The organism is Actinosynnema sp. ALI-1.44, from assembly GCF_001984155.1.
In the GTDB taxonomy this organism is placed as follows: Bacteria; Actinomycetota; Actinomycetes; order Mycobacteriales; family Pseudonocardiaceae; genus Kibdelosporangium.
In genome coordinates this window covers 192439-211901 of record NZ_MTQO01000053.1, presented here as the reverse complement: position 1 = coordinate 211901, position 19463 = coordinate 192439, and the positions used below count along the sequence as shown (strand labels likewise).

Here is a 19463-nt window from a genome sequence, read left to right as displayed (position 1 = left end):
CTCACGTCACGGGCAGCCAGGCCTTCACCTTGTCCGGGTTCTGCTCGACCCACCGCTTGGCCGCGGCTTCCGGGCTCATCTTGTCCACCGCTATCCAGCGGGCGACGATGTTCTGGTCGTCGTTGGTCCACTGGAAGTTGCGCACCAGCTGGTAGGCCGGGCCGTTGGCGTTGGCGAACTTCCGGCTGACGATCTTGTCCAGGTCGTAGTCCGGGTAGTCGCAGGCGATCTTCTCTGCCACCTCGTCGCAGCCCGGGGTGTGCGCGGGCAGCTTCACCCGCTCCAGCTTCACCTCGGTGAACAGCCACTGCGGCGAGTAGAAGTAGCCGATCAGCGGGGTCCTGCGTTCCTCGGCCTGCCTGAAGGCCTGGATCAAGGCCGTCTCACTGCCGCCGTAGACCACCTTGAAGTTCAGGCCCAGGTTCTTCACCAGCGCCTCGTCGTTGGTCACGAACGACGGGTCGCCGTCGAGCAACTGGCCCTGCCCGCCCGACTCGGAGGTCCGGAACATCTCCGCGTACTTGTTCAGGTTGTTCCAGTCCAGCAGCTCCGGGTGCTGTTTGGCCAGCCACGGCGGCACGTACCAGCCGATCTCGCCCTTCACCCCGGTCGACCCGGCCGACACACCGATCTTCTGCTCGTCGATGTACTTCTTGCGCAGGTCGTCGTGGCCCCAGTTCTCCACCACCGCGTCGACCTCGCCGGTGCCGAAACCCTGCCAGGCGACCTCTTCCTTCAGGTCCTTCTTGGTCACCCGGCAGCCGAGGTTCTTCTCCGCAACGTAGGCGATGACCGCGGCGTTGGCCTCGTAGCCGACCCACGGGTTGACAGCGAGCTTGAAGTGGCCGCACGAACCACCGCTGCCCGCCTGGTTCTTCGCGACCTTCGGGCCGACGCACCCGGCCAGCCCGAGCACCGCGACCAGTGCGACTGCGAGCGTCCGCTTCACCATCAACCTCCTCTGTGCGTTCGGTTGGCCGCTGCCTGTGTCAGACGGTCGAGCATTACCCCGAGCAGCACGATGGCAATCCCCGCCGCGAGGCCCTTGCCGTACAACTGTCCTTGGGAGAAACCCGCCACGACGTCGTAGCCGAGCGCGCCCGCGCCGACGAGCCCGCCGACGACGACCATGCAGAGCACGTAGATCAGCCCCTGGTTGGTGGCCAGTGCCACCGCGCGTGCCGACATCGGCAACTGGACCTTGGTGATCGTCTGCCACGTGCTCGACCCCGACGCTACCGAAGCCTCCACTGTGGTCCCTGACACACCTCGGACGCCGTCCGCGATGATCTTCGTCGCCACCGGCACCGCGTACACGACCGCCGCCGCGATGGCGGTGAACCTGCTGGCCGCGAACAACGCGAGGAACGGCACCAGGTACACGAAGACCGGCATGGTCTGCCCCGCGTCCAGCACCGGCCTGATCACGCGGTCCGCCCGCCTGCTGCGGCCCATCCAGACACCGGCCAGGACAGCGATGATCATCGTGAACACCGTCGCGACGATCGTCGACGCGAGCGTCGTCATGCTGTCGGACCACAAGCCGGACAACACGATCAGCGCGAGGCACACCGCCGACACGATCGCCGCGCGCACGCTGCCTACGACCAGTGAGATCGCCACGACCGCCGCGGCCACCAGCCACCACGGGGAATCGGCCAGCACGGACTGCAACGGGTCGATCAGCACCAGCGTGAACACGTCCTTGACGCCGTTGGTGACCGGTGCGAGGTTCGACTGCACCCACGTGGTCGCGTCACCGGCCCACACCGCGATCCTGCTGCCGATGTCCAGGCTCGAGTCGAACTCGGCGGCCCAGACGTAGGTGTACGACAACCAGACCGCGAACGCGGTCGGCAGGGCGGCGAGCCACAGCACAATCCTGTATGGACGGTTGCGGCGGCCGCGGTCGGCCGCGGCCGTGGTGACCCGGTCGAGCACGATCGCCATCACCACGATCGCCAGGCCGGCGTTGAACGCGGTGCCCACGTCGAGCGTCTGCAACGCCTTCACCACGGTCTTGCCCAGCCCCGGCGCGTCGATCAGCGCCGCGATGGTGACCATCGCCAACGCCGCCATGATCGTCTGGTTCACGCCGAGCACGATGGTCCGCTTGGCCGCGGGCAGCAGGACCTTCGTCAGGGTCTGGGTTCTCGTCGAGCCGAGCGACTCGCTGGCTTCGACCGTGTCGTGCGGCGCCGATCGGATGCCGTGCGCGGTCAGCCGGATCACCGGCGGTGCCGCGTAGATCAGCGTCGCGATGGTCGCCGACGCGGGCCCGATCAGGAAGAACAGCGTCAGCGGCGCCAGGTACACGAACGACGGCATGATCTGCATGAAGTCCAGCACCGGCGTGACCAGCCGGTTGAACCGGTCCGACATCCCCGCCCAGATGCCCAGCGGGATGCCGACCAGCAGCGAGATGATCACGGCTGCCAGCGTGAGCGCAAGCGTGTCCATGCTCTCGCGCCACAGACCTTGCAGACCGAGGAAGAAGAACCCGGCGGTGGCCAGCAGCGCGACGCGGACGTTGGCCACCGCCCACGAGACGAAGCCGACCAGCGCGACCACGCCGAACCAGCCGATCAGCGGCACCGGCCGGTCGAACGACGGCTGGGCGATGATCGACTGGACGAACACCACGAACTCGTCGATGCCCACCCGGATGTAGTCGAAGAAGTACAGGAAGAGGGGGTTCGAGTCGCGGCCCGCGCCGATCGCGTCGTTCAGGTCGTTGAACCAGTGGTGCACAGTGGTGAGCTGGGCGCCGCCGAGTGCGAGGGTGTGCGTGCCGCGCAGCACCAGCCACAGCAGCAACCACACCGCGAGGATGCCTGCCACGATCCGGCCGCGGTTGCGCACCACGATGCTCATCTTCGGCAGCCTGGTGGACACCGTTGTCCTCGAAGTCGCCACCATCAGGAGTCACTTCCGCCCGCGATGACCGACAGGATCTCCTCGTCGCCGACGATGCCGAGCAGTTCACCGTCCTTGACGACCTTGACCGGCTTCTCCGCGGCCAGCACGCTGCGCGTCGCCTCCCGCACCACCACGTCCGGGCCCAGTTCCGGACCGTCCAGCGGGTCGTCGTCCCGTTTCGGGCGCATGATCCACTTCAGGGTGAGCACGTGCGAGCGCGGCACGTCCCGCACGAAGTCGCGGACGTAGTCGTCGGCCGGGGCCGCGACCAGTTCGTCACCGGTGCCGATCTGCACGAGCGCGCCGTCCCGCATGATCAGGATGCGGTCGCCGAGCTTGAGCGCCTCGGACAGGTCGTGGGTGATGAACACCATCGTCTTGCCGACCTCGTGGTGCAGCCTGATCACCTCGCTCTGCATGTCCCGCCTGATCAGCGGGTCGAGCGCGGAGAACGGCTCGTCGAACAACAGCACGTCCGGGTCGCCCGCGAGTGCGCGCGCCAAGCCGACCCGCTGCTGCATGCCGCCGGAGAGCTGGTCGGGGTATGAGCCCTCGTACCCGTCGAGGCCGACGAGTTCGATGACCTCCTTGGCCCGTTTGACGCGTTCGGCCTTCGACACGCCACGGATCTCGAGGCCGTACGACACGTTGTCGACGACCGTGCGGTGCGGCAGCAGCCCGAAGTGCTGGAACACCATGGAGAACTTGTTGCGCCGCAGGTCTCTGAGCCGCTTCGGGTCGGCTCTCAGGATGTCCTCGCCCTCGAAGACCACCTCGCCCGCGGTCGGTTCGACCAGTCTGGTCAGGCAGCGCACCAGCGTCGACTTGCCGGAGCCGGACAGGCCCATCACCACGAAGACCTCGCCGGGGGCGACGTCGAAATCGATGTCACGGACCGCGGCCGTGCAGCCGGTGCGGTCGAGCAGTTCGCGTCGGGACAGCGCACCGAGCTCGGCTGAGCCGGGAACCCGCGCGGCCTTGGGTCCGAACACCTTCCACAGGTTTCGGACGGAGATCACCGGTCGTTGCGTATCGTGCACCTGAGTTCCGTGCATGGAACACCATTCTTTGACGACGGCCACGTAGTCAAGACCGCGCCGTGTTGCGAATGGGTTTACCTGGGCGGCATGTACTGGCCATGCCATCCCAACCGGCGAGACAGCTCCAGGCGGCCGTCACCCGCTCATGGTTTGTGGTGGCGGTAGAACGTGGCCTCGGCCGGTGGCAGCGGGGTGTTGCCCAAGATGAGGTCGCTGGCCTTCTCGGCGACCATCATCACCGGTGCGTAGATGTTGCCGTTGGTGACGTACGGGAACACGGAAGCGTCCACCACGCTCAGTCCGTCGACACCGTGCACCCGCATGGTCGACGGGTCCACGACGGCCATGTCGTCGACGCCCATCTTCGCTGTGCACGAGGGGTGGTACGCGGTCTCGGCGTCCTTGGCGACCCACTCGAGGATCTGCTCGTCGGTCCTGACCTCGGGGCCGGGCGACAGCTCGCCGCCGTCGAACTCGGCGAACGCGGGCTGGCTGAGGATGTCCCGCGCCACCCGGATCGCCTCGACCCATTCGCGCCGGTCCTGGTCGGTGGACAGGTAGTTGAAGCGCAGCGCCGGGTGCTCGCGCGGGTCCTTGGACTTGATCTTCACCGAGCCTCGGGCGTCGGAGTACATCGGGCCGATGTGCACTTGGTAGCCGTGGCCCGCGGTCGGTTGCGAGCCGTCGTAGCGCACGGCCAGCGGCAGGAAGTGGAACATCAGGTTCGGGTACGCGACGTCCTCGTTGCTGCGCGCGAACCCACCGCCCTCGAAGTGGTTGGTCGACGCCGGGCCCTTGCGCGCCAACAGCCACTTCAGGCCGATCAACGGGCGGTTGCGCCACTTCAGCGCGGGGTTGAGCGACACGGGTTTCCTCGACGCGTGCTGGACGTAGACCTCCAGGTGGTCCTGCAGGTTCTCCCCGACGCCCGGCAGGTCGTCGACCACGTCGATGCCCAGCGCCCGCAGTTCCCTGGCGTTGCCGACACCCGACAGTTGCAGCAGCTGCGGCGTGTTGATCGCGCCGCCGCAGAGGATGACTTCGTTGCCGCGCACGGACTTCGTCCGGCCGAAGCGGCTGATCTCCACGCCGGTCGCGCGTGTGCCGTCGAACAACACCTTGTTGACGTGCGTGTAGCACTTGACTGTCAGGTTCGGACGGTCCAGTACCGGGTGCAGGTACGCGCGTGCGGCGGACAGTCGCCGTCCTTTGTGGATGTTGCGGTCGAACTTGGCGAAGCCCTCCTGCTGGAACCCGTTGACGTCCTTGGTGAGCGGGTAGCCCGCCTGCTGCGCGGCCTGGAAGAACGCGCCGAACAGGGGATTGGTCGCCGGTCCGCGTTCGAGCACCAGCGGGCCGTCGTCGCCGCGCCACGCGTCGCCGCCGGCCAGGCAGTTCTCCATCTTCTTGAAGTACGGCAGGCAATGCGCGTAGTCCCAGTCCTGCATGCCCTTGTCGGCGCCCCAGCGCTCCAGGTCCAGCGGGTTGCCGCGCTGGAAGATCATGCCGTTGATGCTGGAGGAGCCGCCGAGGACCTTGCCGCGGCCGTGCGAGACCCGGCGGCCGCCCATGAACGGCTCCGGCTCCGAGTGGTACTTCCAGTCGTAGAACCGGTTGCCGATGACCATGGTCAGCGCGGCGGGCATGTGGATGAAGACGTCCCAGATCCAGTCCGGCCTGCCCGCCTCGAGCACGAGCACGGTCGTGGAGGGGTCGGCCGACAGCCGGTTGACCAGCGCACAGCCTGCCGAACCGCCGCCGACGATGATGTAGTCGTAGCTCATCGCGCCCTCCACGTGTTGCGTATCAATCAACGCTGTTCGCAATGCGAATCACTTGCAGGCTACTCGCCGAAATAACCGACACGGGAGCTGATCTCGGACGCGCCGACGCACAGCTTCTCGGCCACCGCGGGGAACGACTCGACGGTGAGCCGGTACGCCGGGCCGGACACGCTGACCGCGGCGATCACGTCGCCGCTGCTGCCCCTGATCGGCGCCGCGATCGCGTTCAGCCCGATCTCCAACTCCTCGTTGGTGCTGCTCCAGCCGCGGTCGCGGACCGTGTCCAGTTCGGACAGCAGCTTCGAACGACTGGTGATCGTCGCGGGCGTGTAGCGCTCCAATGTGTCCATCGCCGTGGTCAGGTCGTCTTCGCCCGCCCACGCCAGCAGCACCTTGCCGCTCGACGTGGCGTGCAGGGGTGTGCGCTGGCCGATCCAGTTTCTCGTGGTCACGGCCGCGGTGCCGTACACCTGGGTGATGTTGGTGGCCTGGCCGGAGTCCAGCACCGCGACGTTCACCGTCTCGTCCAGCTCGGACGCCAGGCGCTCGCAGATCGGTTGGCTCTCTCTTGGCAGGTCGAGTCTGGCGGTGGTGGCACCGGCGAGCCGGACGATCCCGAACCCGAGGCGGTACTTGCCGCGCTCGGCCACCTGTTCGACCAGTCGGCGCTGTTCCAGTGCGCCGATCAGCCGGAACGCCGTGGACTTGTGCACGTCGAGCTCGGCCGCGATCTCGGTGACTCCGGCCTCCCCCCGAATGGCCAGGATGTCCAGGATCGCCAGCGCACGGTCCACGGACTGCACAGGTGTCGACTGCGCAGGGACAGTTGCGGGCTTTTCGTTCCCCATTCCGCAACTCTACTCACGCGTTAACTACTTCCCCTGGTTGAACCCTTGACGCGTTCCTGACGAAGCCTCACTCTGTTGCTTATCGCACGACTTGTTGTGTATCGCACAACGGAGGCTGATCATGATTCCAGTCTGCGCGCTGGGTGAGATCCATCCCGGCGAGGCGGTCCGACTCGACGGAGAACCCCCGATCTCCGTGTTCAACGCGAACGGCGAGCTGTACGCGATCGACGACACGTGCACTCACCAGGACGCCTCGCTGGCCGACGGCTGGCTGGAAGGCTGCCTCATCGAGTGCCCGCTGCACGCGTCGTGCTTCGACCTGCGGACCGGCGAACCGACGGGCCCGCCCGCCAAGGTCGGAGTCCGCACGCACGAAGTAGTGGTTCAGGACGGGCACGTCTACGTCGTCGTCGCCCCGGTCCCGGCAGTTACCTGATGCGCACGATCACCGTGGTCGGCGCCTCGATCGCCGGCCTCTCAGCCGCGCGCGCCCTGCGGGCGCAGGAGTTCGCCGGACGGATCATCGTGATCGGCGACGAGACACACGAGCCCTACGACCGCCCACCGCTGTCCAAGGGGTTCCTCGACGGCTCGGCATCGCTCGACGACATCACGCTGAGCACCCCGGACGACAAACTGCTGGACATCGACTGGCGCCTGGGCAGCAAAGCCGCAGCGCTGGACACGTCCGCACGAGCGGTCGTGCTGGAGACAGGCGAGCGTGTCGTGACCGACGGGGTCGTGTTGGCGACCGGCGCACGCGCACGGGAGATGCCCGGTCCCGCAGGTGTGCACACGCTCAGGACGCTCAACGACGCGATTGCCCTCAAGGAAGCGCTAAAACAGGGCGGCTCCCTCGTGGTGATCGGCGCGGGCTTCATCGGCGCCGAGGTCGCGTCAACCGCACGGCAGCTCGGCCTCGACGTGACGGTGGTGGAGGCGTTGCCGACGCCGATGGCCGGACCGCTTGGCACGCAGATGGGTCAGGTGTGCGCCGACCTGCACAGACGTAACGGTGTCCGGCTGATCACCGGCGTTCCGGTGGCTGCGTTGCTGGGCGACGACCGGGTGCGAGCCGTGCTGCTCGCGGACGGGCGAGAGATCCCAGCGGACGCCGTGGTCGTGGGGATCGGCGCGATCCCGAACGTCGAATGGCTGCGCGGATCAGGACTGGCCATCGAAGGCGGCGTCGTGACCGACGCGCGGTGCGTCACCACCGTGCCGAACGTGGTCGCCGTGGGGGATTGCGCATCCGCGTTCAACGAGCACGCGGGTTGCGTGCTCCGCCTCGAACACTGGACAAGCGCGGTACAGCAACCCAAGATCGCCGCCGCGGGCTTGTTGGGACGCACGAGCGTGCACGCCGCTCGGTTCTCGGTGCCGTACTTCTGGTCCGACCAGTACGGCTCGCACCTGCAGTTCGCCGGTCACCGCAGGGACGGTGACGTTGCCGAGATCGTCGAGGGCTCGCCCGACGGGCCGTTCGCCGCCGTGTACCGCCGCGACTCACGGCCCGTTGCCGTGCTCGCCGTCGACCAACCGCGTGTTTTCGGGCGTTGGCGGCGTGAGCTCGCTTCCGAAGGGGTGTTGAGTTGACCGTCAGCCTGCCGCCCAGCCTGCTCGCCACACTGCCAGGGCACTTCTACACCGACCCGGCGATCTTCGCCGCCGAGCAGGAGCGGGTGTTCGAGTCGATGTGGTTCGCGGTCGCGCGTTGCGCGGACCTGGCCACCCCGGGCAAGTTCGAAACCGCTGAAGTGGGCCGGGAGAGCGTCCTCATCGTGCGTGGCCGGGACGGGCAGTTGCGTGCCTTCCTCAACGTGTGCAGGCACCGCGGCGCCAGGCTGTGCGTCGAACCCGCGGGCGAGACCAAACGGCAACTGCAGTGCCCGTACCACGCGTGGACATACGGCCTGGACGGCAAACTCATCGCGGCACCGAACCTCACCAAGATGCCCGACATCGACCGAGTCGAATACGGCCTGATCCCGGTGCACCTACGCGAATGGCTCGGTTACGCCTGGATCTGCCTGGCCGACGTGCCACCCTCCTTTGAGGACACAGTGCTGGCCGCGGCCCGTGACCGCCTCGGCGACGCGGAGATGATCGGCCACTGGGAAGTGGACACACTCGACGTGGGCAGACGGATCGTCTACGACGTGAAAGCCAACTGGAAACTGATCATCGAGAACTTCATGGAGTGCTACCACTGCGCGACCATCCACCCGGAACTCACGGAAGTCCTGCCCGAGTTCGCGGACGGCTACGCCGCCCAGTACTACGTCGGGCACGGCGCGGCATTCGCCGACCAGGCACAGGGCTTCACCATCGACGGCAGCGAAGGATTCGACCGGATCAGCGGAGTCGGACAGGACCAGGACCGCAAGTACTACGCGATCACGGTGAACCCCCAGGTGTTCATCAACCTCGTGCCCGACCACGTGATCTTCCACCGGATGTACCCGATGTCGGCGGACCGGACGGTGGTGGTCTGCGACTGGCTGTACACCAAGGAAGTCGTCGCGGCAGGCAAGGACGTCTCGCGCTCGGTGGAGCTGTTCCACCGCGTCAACCAGCAGGACTTCGACGCCTGCGAACGCTGCCAGCCCGCGATGTCCTCCCGTGCGTACGCGAACGGCGGCGTACTGGTCCCCAGCGAGCACCACATCGCCGCCTTCCACGAATGGCTGACGGCCAAACTCGCCTAGCGGGGCGCCATCCGCAGTGCGCCGTCCATTCGGATGACCTCGCCGTTCAGGTAGTCGTGGTCGATGATCGACAGTGCCAGTTTGGCGTATTCGGCTGGCAGGCCGAGGCGCTTCGGGAACGGGACACCCTCGGCCAGCGAGGCACGGAACTCGTCGCCCACTCCGGCCAGCATCGGGGTGTCGATGATTCCCGGCGCGATCGTCATCACGCGGATGCCGGAGGTGGACAGATCACGGGCGGCCGGGAGGGTCAGGCCGACCACGCCGCCCTTGGACGACGCGTACGCGGCCTGGCCGATCTGGCCGTCGAACGCCGCGATGGACGCCGTGTTGATGATGACGCCGCGCTGGCCGTTGTCGTCCGCGTCGGTCTTGGCGATGGCTTCGGCTGCCAGGCGCAGGACGTTGAACGTGCCGATCAGGTTGACCTCGATGACCTTGCGGTACACGTCGAGGTCGTGCACGCCCTTCTTGGAGAGGATCCGGCCCGCTGTGCCGACGCCCGCGCAGTTCACGGCCACGCGCAGCGGCGCTCCGCTCGCTGCCTGGTCGACCGCTGCCTGCACCTGCTCTGGGTTGGTCACGTCGGCGGCCACGTATGTCACGCCGTCGATCGCGGCTGCTTTCTCGACCGCGCTCGGCAGGTCGAGGGCGTACACGTTCGCGCCCTGCTTCGCCAGCGCCTCGGCGGTCGCTCCGCCAAGACCTGACGCGCCACCCGTGACAACCGCCGCGATACCGCTGACCTGCATGCCTGCTCTCCTTTGGGCCGTGGACCCCAGAGAGGCTATCCGGCTCGGTCAGGCGTGGTCGTGGGGTGTGACGTCCTTAACGGGTTGCCTCCGGTCCGCGAAGTGCATCAGCAGCACCAACGGCACTGCCGCCAGTGCGGCGAGGACCACGAACCCGAGCACGATGGCCAGTACTTCCAACATGTGTTCCACTCTCGTCTTCGCAGGCCACGGGCGCGTCCGCCGTGAGTGCGGTCTTCCTGTCCTTCCGAGGGACCGCTCGGGTCACCCACGGCTACGACTCAGGTCTGACACGACCCTGAGGGGACTACCATGGGGTTCGGGCCGTGACTGGCGTTCGGGTGGAGCACCACCGGGGAGCGGTCCCGTCGAGACCTGCCGCGCGCCTGGGCGATTTCCCACCAGAGGAGTCGCCGTATGGCCTTGATGTCCGGCACTGACGTCGCCCGTGAGATCTCCGAGCAGACCGCGAAGCGCGCCCACGAGTTCGAGCGGCGCACCGGGCGCAAACCCTGTCTCGCCGCCGTCCTGGTGGGGGAAGACCCTGCCTCCGTCACCTACGTGAAGATGAAGCGCAACCGGAGTGCGAAGGCCGGGATCGAGTCACGGCTGGTGCAGTTGCCCGCCGAGACGACCACCGGCGAGCTCGTCGCGGAGATCACGAGGTTGTCGCAGGACGCCGGGGTCGACGGGATCCTGCTGCAGCACCCGGTGCCGGGGCACATCGACGAGCGGGCCGCGTTCGAGGCGATCGCGCCCGGCAAGGACGTCGACGGCGTGACCATGCACTCCTTCGCGGCCATGGCGTTCAGCGAGCCGGGGTCCGCCTCCGCCACACCCGGCGGCATCATGCGGCTGCTGGACGCCTACCAGGTCGACCTCAAGGGCAAGCACGCCGTCGTGGTCGGCCGCAGCCCGATCCTGGGCAAGCCGGTCGCGATGCTGCTGCTCGCGCGGGACGCGACCGTCACCATCTGCCACTCCAAGACCGAGAACCTCGACGAGATCGTCCGCACGGCGGACGTCGTGGTCGCCGCGGTCGGCAGGCCGAAGTTCATCACCGCCGTCAAGCCAGGCGCCGTGGTGATCGACGCGGGCTACAACGAGGGCAATGTCGGCGACGTCGACTTCGACCAGCTGGCCGAGACGGCGTCGCTGATCACGCCGGTGCCGGGCGGCGTCGGTCCGATGACGATCGCGTTGCTGCTCGAACAGACTGTCTCAGCGGCGGCCCGGCGGGCAGATCTCGTCGATGTAGGCGAGGTCGTCGGCTGACGGGCGCCACTTGACCGCGGCGGCGTTCTCCTCGACCTGCTCGGCTGTCGTCGCACCGGCGATGACCGACGACACCGGGGTCTGCGCGGTCAGCCAGGACAGGGCGAGCGTGGTCATCGAGATGCCCCGCTCGTCGGCGAGCGCCTGCAGCGCTTCGATCCGGTCCCACGGCGCGTCGGTGAGCAGTTTGCGCCTGCCCGCCAGCCGTGTGCCCGGCGGTGGTTCCGCGCCGCGTCGGTACTTGCCCGTGAGCAGGCCGTTGGCCAGCGGGAAGTACGGCAGCACGCCGAGCCCGAACCGCCGGGCCGACGGGTTGACGTCCCGTTCGGCCTCGCGCTCCAGCAGCGAGTAGTGGTTCTGCGCGGAGATCGGCTGGGCCACGTGCTGCGTGCGCGCGGTCCACGCCGCGTCGGCGATCTGCCAGCCCGCCAGGTTGCAGACGCCCGCGTAGCGGATCTTGCCTTCGGTGATCAGCTCGGACAGCACACCGAGGGTCTCGCCGATCGGGGTCTTCGGGTCCGCGCGGTGCAGTTGGTACAGGTCGATCCAGTCGGTGCCGAGCCTGCGCAGCGACGACTCCACCGCGCGCCGGACGTACCGCCGGGAACCGCGGGCACCGAAGTCGGGGCCGTTGCCGCCCTGCATGTCCACGCCGAACTTGGTGGCGATCACCGCGTGGTCGCGCCGTCCGGACAACGCCTGGCCGAGCAGTTCCTCGCTGCGGCCACGCGGGGCGCCGTAGACATCGGCGACGTCGAAGAACGTGATTCCGGCGTCGAGCGCGGCGCCGACGACGGCCCTCGACCCGGCGAGCGACTCCGCGGGGGTGCCTGGCCTGCCGAGGTTGTTGCAGCCGAGTCCGATGGCGCTGACCACGAGCCCGGACTCACCGAGATGTCGGTGCTCCATGCGGTGGGACCCTATGTCGGAGCGAGCCAAGAGATCCAGCCGCGTACGTCGCATGGAGTATTCGAGCTCGCCAGCTTGTGTTAGGACGGAGGTCAACTCCGGCTGCGACCGTCCCAGTGACAGGATGGGGTGGTTCGGTTGCAGCGAAAGATCGCAGTGGTCGGCACCGGCTATGTCGGCCTGACCACGGGGGCGTGCCTGGCAGCGCTCGGACATCACGTTGTGTGCGCGGACATCGACGCCGCCAAGGTCGAAAGACTGCGGCAGGGCCGTGTGGACATCCTCGAACCCGGCCTGGACGAACTGGTCCGGCGGGGCATCGCGGCAGGCAACCTCGAGTTCGTGCTCGGCGCGGCGAACGCCGTCTCGCCCGCCACCGACGTGTTGTTCCTCTGCGTACCCACACCGATGGGCGCCGACGGCGCCGCTGACCTGCGTGCGGTCGAGTCCGTGCTGCGTGAGGTCGGCGAGTTGTTGCCAGCCGGGTGTGCGGTCGCGACCAAGTCGACTGTCCCCGTCGGTACCGCGGACCGCCTGCGGCACATGGTCGGCGTGCCGATCGTGTCGAATCCGGAGTTCCTGCGCGAAGGCAGCGCGGTCGACGACTTCCTGCACCCCGACCGGATCGTCGTCGGTTCGCACGATCGCGACGCGGCGCAACGGGTCGGTGACCTCTACTCCGCACTCCAGGCGCCGACGCTCGTGCTCGACGCGGCCAGCGCGGAGATGGTCAAGTACGCGGCGAACTGCTTCCTCGCGGTGAAACTGTCCTACGTCAACGCGATCGCGCAGCTGTGCGACCGGGTCGGTGCGGACGTGCGCGAGGTGACCGAGGGCATGGGCCTCGACCCGCGCATCGGCCGGTCGTTCCTCAAGCCGGGACCGGGCTGGGGCGGATCGTGCCTGCCCAAGGACACCAACGCGTTGCTGCACGTCGCCGACTCCGTCGGGCTGGACTTCGCGTTGCTGCGGTCGGCGATCGAGCAGAACACCCGCCAGCAGCAGGACGTGGTCGAGCGGATCCGCCAGGCGTGCGACGGCACCATCCGCGGCGCCCGGATCGGCCTGCTGGGACTCGCGTTCAAGGCGGGCACGAACGACCTGCGGGATTCGCCCGCGCTGCGGATCGCGGACGCGCTGATCGCCGAAGGCGCGGAGATCACCGCGCACGACCCGGCGATCACGGGTGAACTGCCGGGGATGCGTCTGGTGGACGACCCGTACGAGGCGGTCAAGGGCGCGATCGCTGTCGTCGTGCTGACCGAGTGGCCCGAATTCCGCACATTGGATTGGACGAGGGTGGCGGAGCTGATGGACGGCTTCACCGTCGTCGACACCCGTGACCTGCTGTCGGGCGACGAACTCGGCAAGGCGGGCCTGCGGTGGAAGGCCATCGGCCGACCCCTTGGTTGAACGATCGTTAACCGACGGCTTAAATAGTCGGCTATGTTCACCACGCGTCCTGAGCTCGCCGGTACCTACGGAATGGTGGCCACCACCCATTGGCTGGCCTCGGCGGCGGGGATGGCTGTCCTCGAGGACGGCGGGAACGCGTTCGACGCCGCCGTGGCCGCCGGTTTCGTGCTCCAGGTGGTCGAGCCGCACCTCAACGGCCCCGGTGGTGAGGTACCTGCGGTGTTCCAGGCCGCGGGGGAGTCACGACCACGGGTGTTATGCGGCCAGGGCGTCGCACCGGCGTCCGCGACGATCGAGCACTACCGCGGACTCGGGCTGGAACTGGTCCCCGGCAGCGGAATGCTGGCGGCGACCGTCCCCGGCGCGTGGGACGCCTGGCTGATCCTGTTACGCGACTACGGAACCAAACGCCTGCGTGACGTGCTGGATCGGGCGATCGGCTACGCCCGTACCGGTTTCCCCCTGTTACCTCGGATTCCGGACGTGATCGACACGGTGTCGGATCTGTTCGCGGAACACTGGCCCACTTCGGCCGCGGTGTGGCTGCCCGACGGCCGCCCGCCCGCGGCGGGTTCCCGGTTCCGCAACCCGGTGCTGGCCGACACGTGGGAACGGCTGCTCGCCGAAGCGGAGAACGCGGGCACGGATCGGGAAACGCAGATCGAGGCGGCCAGGGCGGCCTGGTCGGCGGGGTTCGTGGCCGAGGAGATCGACTCCTTCGCGCGCAACGCGTTCCTCGACGACTCGGGCCGGTCCCACGCGGGCCTGTTGACCGGCCAGGACATGGCGTCGTGGCAGGCGTCCTTCGAGGATGCGCTGACGGTCGAGTTCGGCGACTGGACGCTGGTCAAGTGCGGCGCGTGGACCCAGGGACCAGTCCTGGCCCAACAGCTGCGGCTGCTGGAAGGCCTCGCCGACAGGCTGTCCTATGTAGACCGAATGCCGACGGCGGAGACGATCCACCTGGCGATCGAATGCACCAAACTGGCGTTCGCCGACAGGGAAGCCTGGTACGGCGACGACTCGAACGTCCCGCTGGCGGCGTTGCTGTCGGACGACTACACGGCCAACCGCCGCGCACTCGTGACAGACCACGCCTCGTTCGAGTTGCGGCCAGGCTCCCCGGACGGCCGACCGCCACGGCTGCCGGAGTTCGCGGTGCCGTACTTCGTCCCGGCCGAGGAGATCTCCGGCGCACTCGGCGAACCGACCGTCGGCAACAGCGGCGTGGTCCGCGGCGACACCGTGCACGTCGACGTGGTGGACGCGGCGGGCAACATGATCTCCGCGACGCCGTCCGGCGGCTGGCTGCAGTCGTCGCCGATGATCCCGGCGCTCGGCTTCTGCCTCGGCACCCGCGCGCAGATGTTCACACTCGAACGGCATTTCGCCAGCTCACTGCGCCCAGGACGACGGCCGCGGACCACGCTGTCACCGTCGATGGCGTTGCGTGACGGCGTCGCCAGGATCGCGTTCGGCAGCCCAGGAGGCGACCAGCAGGACCAGTGGCAGCTGTGTTTCTGGCTGGCCCACATCGGCGCGGGCCTGAACATGCAGGAAGCCGTCGACGCCCCGGCATGGCACTCGGGCGCGTTCCCGAGCTCGTTCTTCCCCCGCTACTGGCAGCCGGGCGAACTGGTCGTGGAATCGAGGGTCGGCGCCGACACCATCGCTGAACTGCGCGAACGCGGACACCTCGTGACAGACGCGGGTCCGTGGACGCTGGGCCGGACATCGGCGGTCTCCCGCGACCCGGCAGACGGCATGTTGCGCGCCGCCGCCAACGCCCGCGGCATGCAGGCGTACGCCGTCGGCCGTTAGCTCTTACGCGGTCGCTTGAGCATGACGTGCATCAACCGGCCCAGGAAGAACGCCGTCCCCAGGGCCACGATCACGACTGGCAACCACATCGGGGCCTCCGTCGGTGGTGGATTTACGTTCCTAGGACGTTTCCGAGGCTCCACCGGTTGAGTGTGTGACCCGGGTAACACAGCACCGACACGCGTGAGCCGTCCCCGATCGGGTGACGGTCATCGCCACATGCCCCCGGCGAGCTCCAGCCTGTCGAAGCTGCCATCCGCGATCCGGCGCGACACCTCTTGCCACTCGCGGAGAACTCGCCTTCTGCCGTCCGGGTGGTGGCTCCAGTTCTCGCGCGTGATCGGCACGTTCGAGTAGACCGGTTCGAAGGTGACGGCGTGGATGCCGTCCACCTCCGGCAGAAGTTGTCGCAGGTAGTGGATGGCCCGAAGGTGGTACCACTTGCAGACGGCAGTGACCGCGAATCCCGAATCCACGGCCGCCCGGAGGTGCGGCAAGGCGAGTTCGACGTTCTGCTGCGTACTCGCCGACTGATCTTCGCAGAGGATGTCCGCGTCGCTGACGCCTTGCTCGGTGAGCAGGCGACGGAGTTCCTGGCCTTCGACGACGCCGTTGTGGCGATTGGCGCCCCCTGTGGTGATCACGAGCGGCGCCAGGCCTTCCCTGTAGCGGTCGGCCACGATGTTCGCCGGAATCACCTGGTTGGTACCGAAGATGAAATGAGCCGTAGGCGCGGTTGGCGGTGCTGTCACATCAACGTAGGTAGTGATGGCAGCCAACTGCTCAGGGGTGCGGAACTCCTCCGTCATCGCCGCTGCCCGAATGCGTTTGATGCGGCGAGGTAGCGGTCGTGGTAATCCGATACCTCCGCCGAGTTCTTGTGGCGACTCCACAATACCCGGTCCAGTTTCCCGGCCAGTACCAATGTCGGCCACGTCGAGCCGCTACCTTCGAGTGCCGTCCGGCCCGCCACGACTGCCTCGTCAACGCGACCAAGGCCAGCTTCGGCAAGGGCGAGGATCAAGAGCGTACGGCCATAACTGGAAGACTTCTCATGGTGAACGTGCCTAGTTGTTGGGTAAGCGGTCTCAATGACGGCCCGCGTCGCGGACGCCGCCTCCCCGAACTGGTTCAGGTGGAGGAGGGAAGTAGCGGTGTAGGGGGGATCCTCAGACCGCGCGATCGAGAAAGCCCCCGTTGTGGCAACACTTGCGGGAAGTTCGGTCATCACCTGCGCGGCCCGGTGCCGCGCCTGCGTCATTCCACGGACGTCTCCCAGCGTCGCGTGTGCTCGCATTTCGTGAGCGGCGAGCTTGGCATGTGCGGCTGTCCCAGCCGGGGCGGTTCGTTGACCTTGGACCGCGTACTCGATCGAGCGTTTCGCATCGCCCTGGTAGTAGGCCGACGTTGCCCTGGTCAACGCGGCCCAGCCGTTGACCTCGTGGCACCCTGATTCATGGCCGCGCCGCTCGGCGTCGAGACACCAGATCAAGGTCGATTCGTCGTCTCCCAGGTAGCTGGTGACGACCGCGAGGAGATTGGACAGTCGCCCGGCCGCTGTGGTCAGGTCGGTTCGCCGACGGGCGGAAGTTCCTGATCGCCGCATCAGGTCGCCTGCGTAAGACCGGAGATTGAGAAGGTCGCCGTACATGTCGACCATTGGTGATACTGGAAGTTTCTCCGCGTGGTGCGCGATCAGTTCATCGAGGCAGCCGACAGCGACTTTGAGTGTATCCGCGTCGCCTGAAGTCACGATTTCCAGTGCCTCAAGGACTCGTGTTCTCGATGAAAGGACCGTGTCGAATGCGGTAGCCCCACCGGCAGCGAGCAAACTTCGCCGGTCGACCGGGTGGGGTCTGGAGCTCTGACGCAGGGCGGCCTGTTCGGCCTTGGCTCGCTGCCGCAGTTCGATCAGTTTCCCGTTCGCTACCACTGCCTTGTCGATCGCGGCGACCAGCTCACGAGAAGGAATGTTCCTGCCGACTCGTTCAGCCAACGAGACGTACTGCCGTGTGTATCCGACCTTGTCTGCGAGTTGGGGCTGGCTGAGACCGGCGGCTTTTCGTTGACGCCTGATCTCATAGGACAGCCGTGCCGCAGCGGGAACGGGCTTCTCCTCGGCAGCCGCTCCATCTCGTGTCACCGGTGTCTCCGCGCGCATTGGGGGCAAATGGTCAAGTACCGTGTGTAGTGGCGTTGCCTCATTATGTAATCGTAGCCGGTCCTGGTTCTGTGAGCCTCGTTCAACGAACACATCAATCAGGAGGAACTGTGTCCACGGTCCGTCCGTTCTGGCTCCACGAACCGTGTCCGACTTGGTGTGACCAGTTCCATGAGGGTGACCTGGACGTCAGCGACCGGCGACACGTGTCCGATGACGCGCGAACCATCTTGTTGTCCACGGAGGACATGAAGGTTCGAGGGCAGGTGCCCCACAAGCCGTCGGACTACCAGCCCGTGGAACTGGTCATCTACCTGGACCAGCACGTTCGCGAGGTGGGGCCCAGAATCGTTTTCGACCAACTGCCCGGTGACCGCAAGATGGTGCATCTGCTACCCACGGAGGCGCGCCGCGTCGCCGATGCTCTGCTCGCCATGGCGTTGCTCGCTGAGGGAAACAAGCCGGGAACGGAAGACAGTGACAACTGATCAGCGAAATGCGAGTCTCGCGCGGCTGCGCGCCAAACGCTACTTGCGGATCGGGTTCTCGTTGAGCACACGCACGATGCCGTCGACCACATCGGGTTGCAGCAGCTGGTTGTTGCCCGACGCGATCGTGCGCTCGACCACCTCGACCGCGACGACCTCGTTCTGCGCGAGCATCTCACCCGCAGCACGGCCGTTGTCGGTGTTGACCTTGCCGTAGTGCAGCACGGTCAGGTCGCCGAACGAGGCGGCGATGTAGCGCAGCGCCTTGATGGTGAACGAGTCACCGAGCATGCCGACCGACTTGGTCACCGTGCCCTGCCCGGTGGCGTGACCGACCTGGACGGGCGTGCTGAAGTCCGGCGGTACGGCCCTCGTCTGGTCTCGCACGCCGTCCGGTTTGAGCGCGTACTGGAAGCCCTTGTTGGTGCCGGACAGGCCGATCAGCGGCGGGGTGTCGGACGGGACCGAGTACTCCTGCGTCGGCGTGGTCACCCAGTTGCGGGTGATCGTCGGGTGGATGGCCTCTGCCAGCCTGCGGGCCATGATGACGCCGCCCTCGTCCCACCAGTGGCCGTCCAGCGGCGGGTAGACCGGCTTGCCCAACTGCTTGCCCCGGGCCTGCAGTTCGCCGCGCAGGTCGACGACGCCCTGCTCGTTGAGCAACGGCCACAGCTCGCTGTTGACCTTCTGCAGGCAGTCCTTGCCCGCGTAGGTGTTCGGCAGGTTCTCCGGCACAATCGTCGACTTGTCCGGCGCCACGACCATCACGAACTTGCGGCCGGACGCGTTCACGCCGTCGCGCAGCCTGCGGATCAGGTCCACGGTCGCCCTCAGGTCACGGACCTGGTTGCAGCGGCTGACCACGTCGTCGCCGTAGTACATCCAGCCGTTCTTGCCCTCAATGGCCAGCGGGATCGTGATGCCGGGGTTGATCTGGCGTTTGTCGCCGCTCTGCGGGGCGGGCACACCCGCGACCGGGCCGGACACCTCGGAGCTGCGGCCCAGCGCGGGCGGCTCGCCGAACAGGCCTCGGCTGATCCCGTTGACCAGGTCGATCGCGTCCCGGCGGAACGGCAGGTGGTCGTTGGCCCAGCCGTCGAAGTTCGCGAAGAACGACCAGCCGTCGCCCGGGTTGGGGAACGCGGCCAGCCGGTGGTTCTCCAGCTCTGTCGGCCGCATGCCGACTGTCAGCGAGAAAACCGGCAATCCGAAGAAAACGACAGCGCAGATGATCGCCGTGAGCTGCCGCGCACCGTGTCGCGGCCGGTACAGGGTGTGCTCGCGGGGCAGCCATGCCTCGTGGATCGGAGGCAGCGTTGTCTGCGCCATGAGCCCACCC

General features: G+C 67.4%; 18 protein-coding genes and 1 riboswitch. Of the genes, 7 read left to right on the top strand and 11 right to left on the bottom strand.

Translation table 11 applies throughout. The annotated features are described in order from the left end of the window. Position 1: 1 nt before the first annotated feature. The 5 genes from ALI144C_RS42905 to ALI144C_RS42885 form a co-directional block, all read right to left on the bottom strand. Positions 2–949 carry an ABC transporter substrate-binding protein gene (locus tag ALI144C_RS42905; protein WP_202819203.1) on the bottom strand — a complete coding sequence of 316 codons (948 nt, stop codon included), beginning with the start codon at positions 947–949 and terminating at the stop codon, positions 2–4. Between the two features lie 2 nt (positions 950–951). Then, positions 952–2874, bottom strand: a complete 1923-nt coding sequence (locus ALI144C_RS42900) for an ABC transporter permease (protein WP_202819202.1) — start codon at positions 2872–2874, stop codon at positions 952–954. 44 nt (positions 2875–2918) lie between these two features. Further along, positions 2919–3938, bottom strand: coding sequence for a quaternary amine ABC transporter ATP-binding protein (locus ALI144C_RS42895; RefSeq protein WP_237774592.1), 1020 nt, complete (start codon positions 3936–3938; stop codon positions 2919–2921). 164 nt (positions 3939–4102) lie between these two features. Further along, the gene (gene betA, locus ALI144C_RS42890) at positions 4103–5743 is read right to left on the bottom strand and encodes a choline dehydrogenase (protein ID WP_076993025.1); all 1641 of its coding nucleotides are present in this window, start codon (positions 5741–5743) and stop codon (positions 4103–4105) included. A 59-nt stretch (positions 5744–5802) separates the two neighbouring features. Further along, positions 5803–6591: an IclR family transcriptional regulator gene (locus ALI144C_RS42885; protein ID WP_076993024.1), complete on the bottom strand. Its 789-nt coding sequence runs from the start codon at positions 6589–6591 to the stop codon at positions 5803–5805. 121 nt (positions 6592–6712) lie between these two features. Here ALI144C_RS42885 and ALI144C_RS42880 point away from each other — a divergent pair, with 121 nt between their 5' ends. The 3 genes from ALI144C_RS42880 to ALI144C_RS42870 are packed head-to-tail and all read left to right on the top strand — an operon-like array spanning position 6713 to position 9302. Beyond that, complete coding sequence (locus tag ALI144C_RS42880; RefSeq protein ID WP_076993023.1) at positions 6713–7030, top strand: bifunctional 3-phenylpropionate/cinnamic acid dioxygenase ferredoxin subunit; 318 nt, start codon at positions 6713–6715, stop codon at positions 7028–7030. Further along, a complete protein-coding gene (locus ALI144C_RS42875) occupies positions 7030–8190 on the top strand; it encodes an NAD(P)/FAD-dependent oxidoreductase (protein ID WP_076993022.1) in 1161 nt (386 codons plus the stop codon). Before ALI144C_RS42880 ends, ALI144C_RS42875 begins: the two co-directional genes overlap by 1 nt. Continuing rightward, a complete protein-coding gene (locus ALI144C_RS42870; protein ID WP_076993021.1) occupies positions 8187–9302 on the top strand; it encodes an aromatic ring-hydroxylating oxygenase subunit alpha in 1116 nt (371 codons plus the stop codon). Before ALI144C_RS42875 ends, ALI144C_RS42870 begins: the two co-directional genes overlap by 4 nt. On the opposite strand, the gene ALI144C_RS42865 is transcribed toward ALI144C_RS42870, so the two are convergent. Further along, positions 9299–10054 (bottom strand): SDR family NAD(P)-dependent oxidoreductase, encoded by a 756-nt coding sequence (locus ALI144C_RS42865; protein WP_076993020.1) that lies wholly within the window; start codon positions 10052–10054, stop codon positions 9299–9301. The two genes, ALI144C_RS42870 and ALI144C_RS42865, sit on opposite strands and share 4 nt — an antisense overlap. 48 nt (positions 10055–10102) lie before the next feature. Beyond that, positions 10103–10237 carry a hypothetical protein gene (locus ALI144C_RS58580; protein WP_269086736.1) on the bottom strand — a complete coding sequence of 45 codons (135 nt, stop codon included), beginning with the start codon at positions 10235–10237 and terminating at the stop codon, positions 10103–10105. A 133-nt stretch (positions 10238–10370) separates the two neighbouring features. Further along, a riboswitch (ZMP/ZTP riboswitch) is annotated at positions 10371–10453 on the top strand. Between the two features lie 18 nt (positions 10454–10471). Between ALI144C_RS58580 and ALI144C_RS42860 the strand changes: the two genes are divergently transcribed. Next, positions 10472–11329 (top strand): bifunctional 5,10-methylenetetrahydrofolate dehydrogenase/5,10-methenyltetrahydrofolate cyclohydrolase, encoded by an 858-nt coding sequence (locus ALI144C_RS42860; protein ID WP_076993019.1) that lies wholly within the window; start codon positions 10472–10474, stop codon positions 11327–11329. On the opposite strand, the gene ALI144C_RS42855 is transcribed toward ALI144C_RS42860, so the two are convergent. Further along, positions 11276–12238, bottom strand: a complete 963-nt coding sequence (locus ALI144C_RS42855; protein WP_076993018.1) for an aldo/keto reductase — start codon at positions 12236–12238, stop codon at positions 11276–11278. The genes ALI144C_RS42860 and ALI144C_RS42855 overlap by 54 nt on opposite strands. A 138-nt stretch (positions 12239–12376) precedes the next feature. On the opposite strand from ALI144C_RS42855, the gene ALI144C_RS42850 reads away from it, so the two are divergent. Together ALI144C_RS42850 and ALI144C_RS42845 are read left to right on the top strand one after the other, a co-directional pair. After that, positions 12377–13651 carry a UDP-glucose dehydrogenase family protein gene (locus tag ALI144C_RS42850; protein ID WP_237774591.1) on the top strand — a complete coding sequence of 425 codons (1275 nt, stop codon included), beginning with the start codon at positions 12377–12379 and terminating at the stop codon, positions 13649–13651. Positions 13652–13684: 33 nt separating this feature from the next. After that, positions 13685–15475 (top strand): gamma-glutamyltransferase family protein, encoded by a 1791-nt coding sequence (locus tag ALI144C_RS42845; RefSeq protein ID WP_076993017.1) that lies wholly within the window; start codon positions 13685–13687, stop codon positions 15473–15475. 209 nt (positions 15476–15684) lie between these two features. Here the strand turns inward: ALI144C_RS42845 and ALI144C_RS42840 are convergent, their stop codons facing one another. Both ALI144C_RS42840 and ALI144C_RS42835 read right to left on the bottom strand, forming a co-directional pair. After that, a complete protein-coding gene (locus tag ALI144C_RS42840; protein WP_076993016.1) occupies positions 15685–16284 on the bottom strand; it encodes a YdcF family protein in 600 nt (199 codons plus the stop codon). Next, a complete protein-coding gene (locus ALI144C_RS42835) occupies positions 16281–17618 on the bottom strand; it encodes a helix-turn-helix transcriptional regulator (protein ID WP_168211495.1) in 1338 nt (445 codons plus the stop codon). Before ALI144C_RS42835 ends, ALI144C_RS42840 begins: the two co-directional genes overlap by 4 nt. Here ALI144C_RS42835 and ALI144C_RS59260 point away from each other — a divergent pair. Continuing rightward, on the top strand, positions 17567–18124 hold the full coding sequence (locus ALI144C_RS59260) for a DUF6907 domain-containing protein (protein ID WP_441297599.1): 558 nt from the start codon (positions 17567–17569) through the stop codon (positions 18122–18124). The two genes, ALI144C_RS42835 and ALI144C_RS59260, sit on opposite strands and share 52 nt — an antisense overlap. A 39-nt stretch (positions 18125–18163) precedes the next feature. Here ALI144C_RS59260 and ALI144C_RS42825 read toward each other — a convergent pair whose 3' ends face one another. Then, positions 18164–19453 carry an alginate O-acetyltransferase AlgX-related protein gene (locus tag ALI144C_RS42825; RefSeq protein WP_076993013.1) on the bottom strand — a complete coding sequence of 430 codons (1290 nt, stop codon included), beginning with the start codon at positions 19451–19453 and terminating at the stop codon, positions 18164–18166. Between the last annotated feature and the right edge of the window lie 10 nt (positions 19454–19463).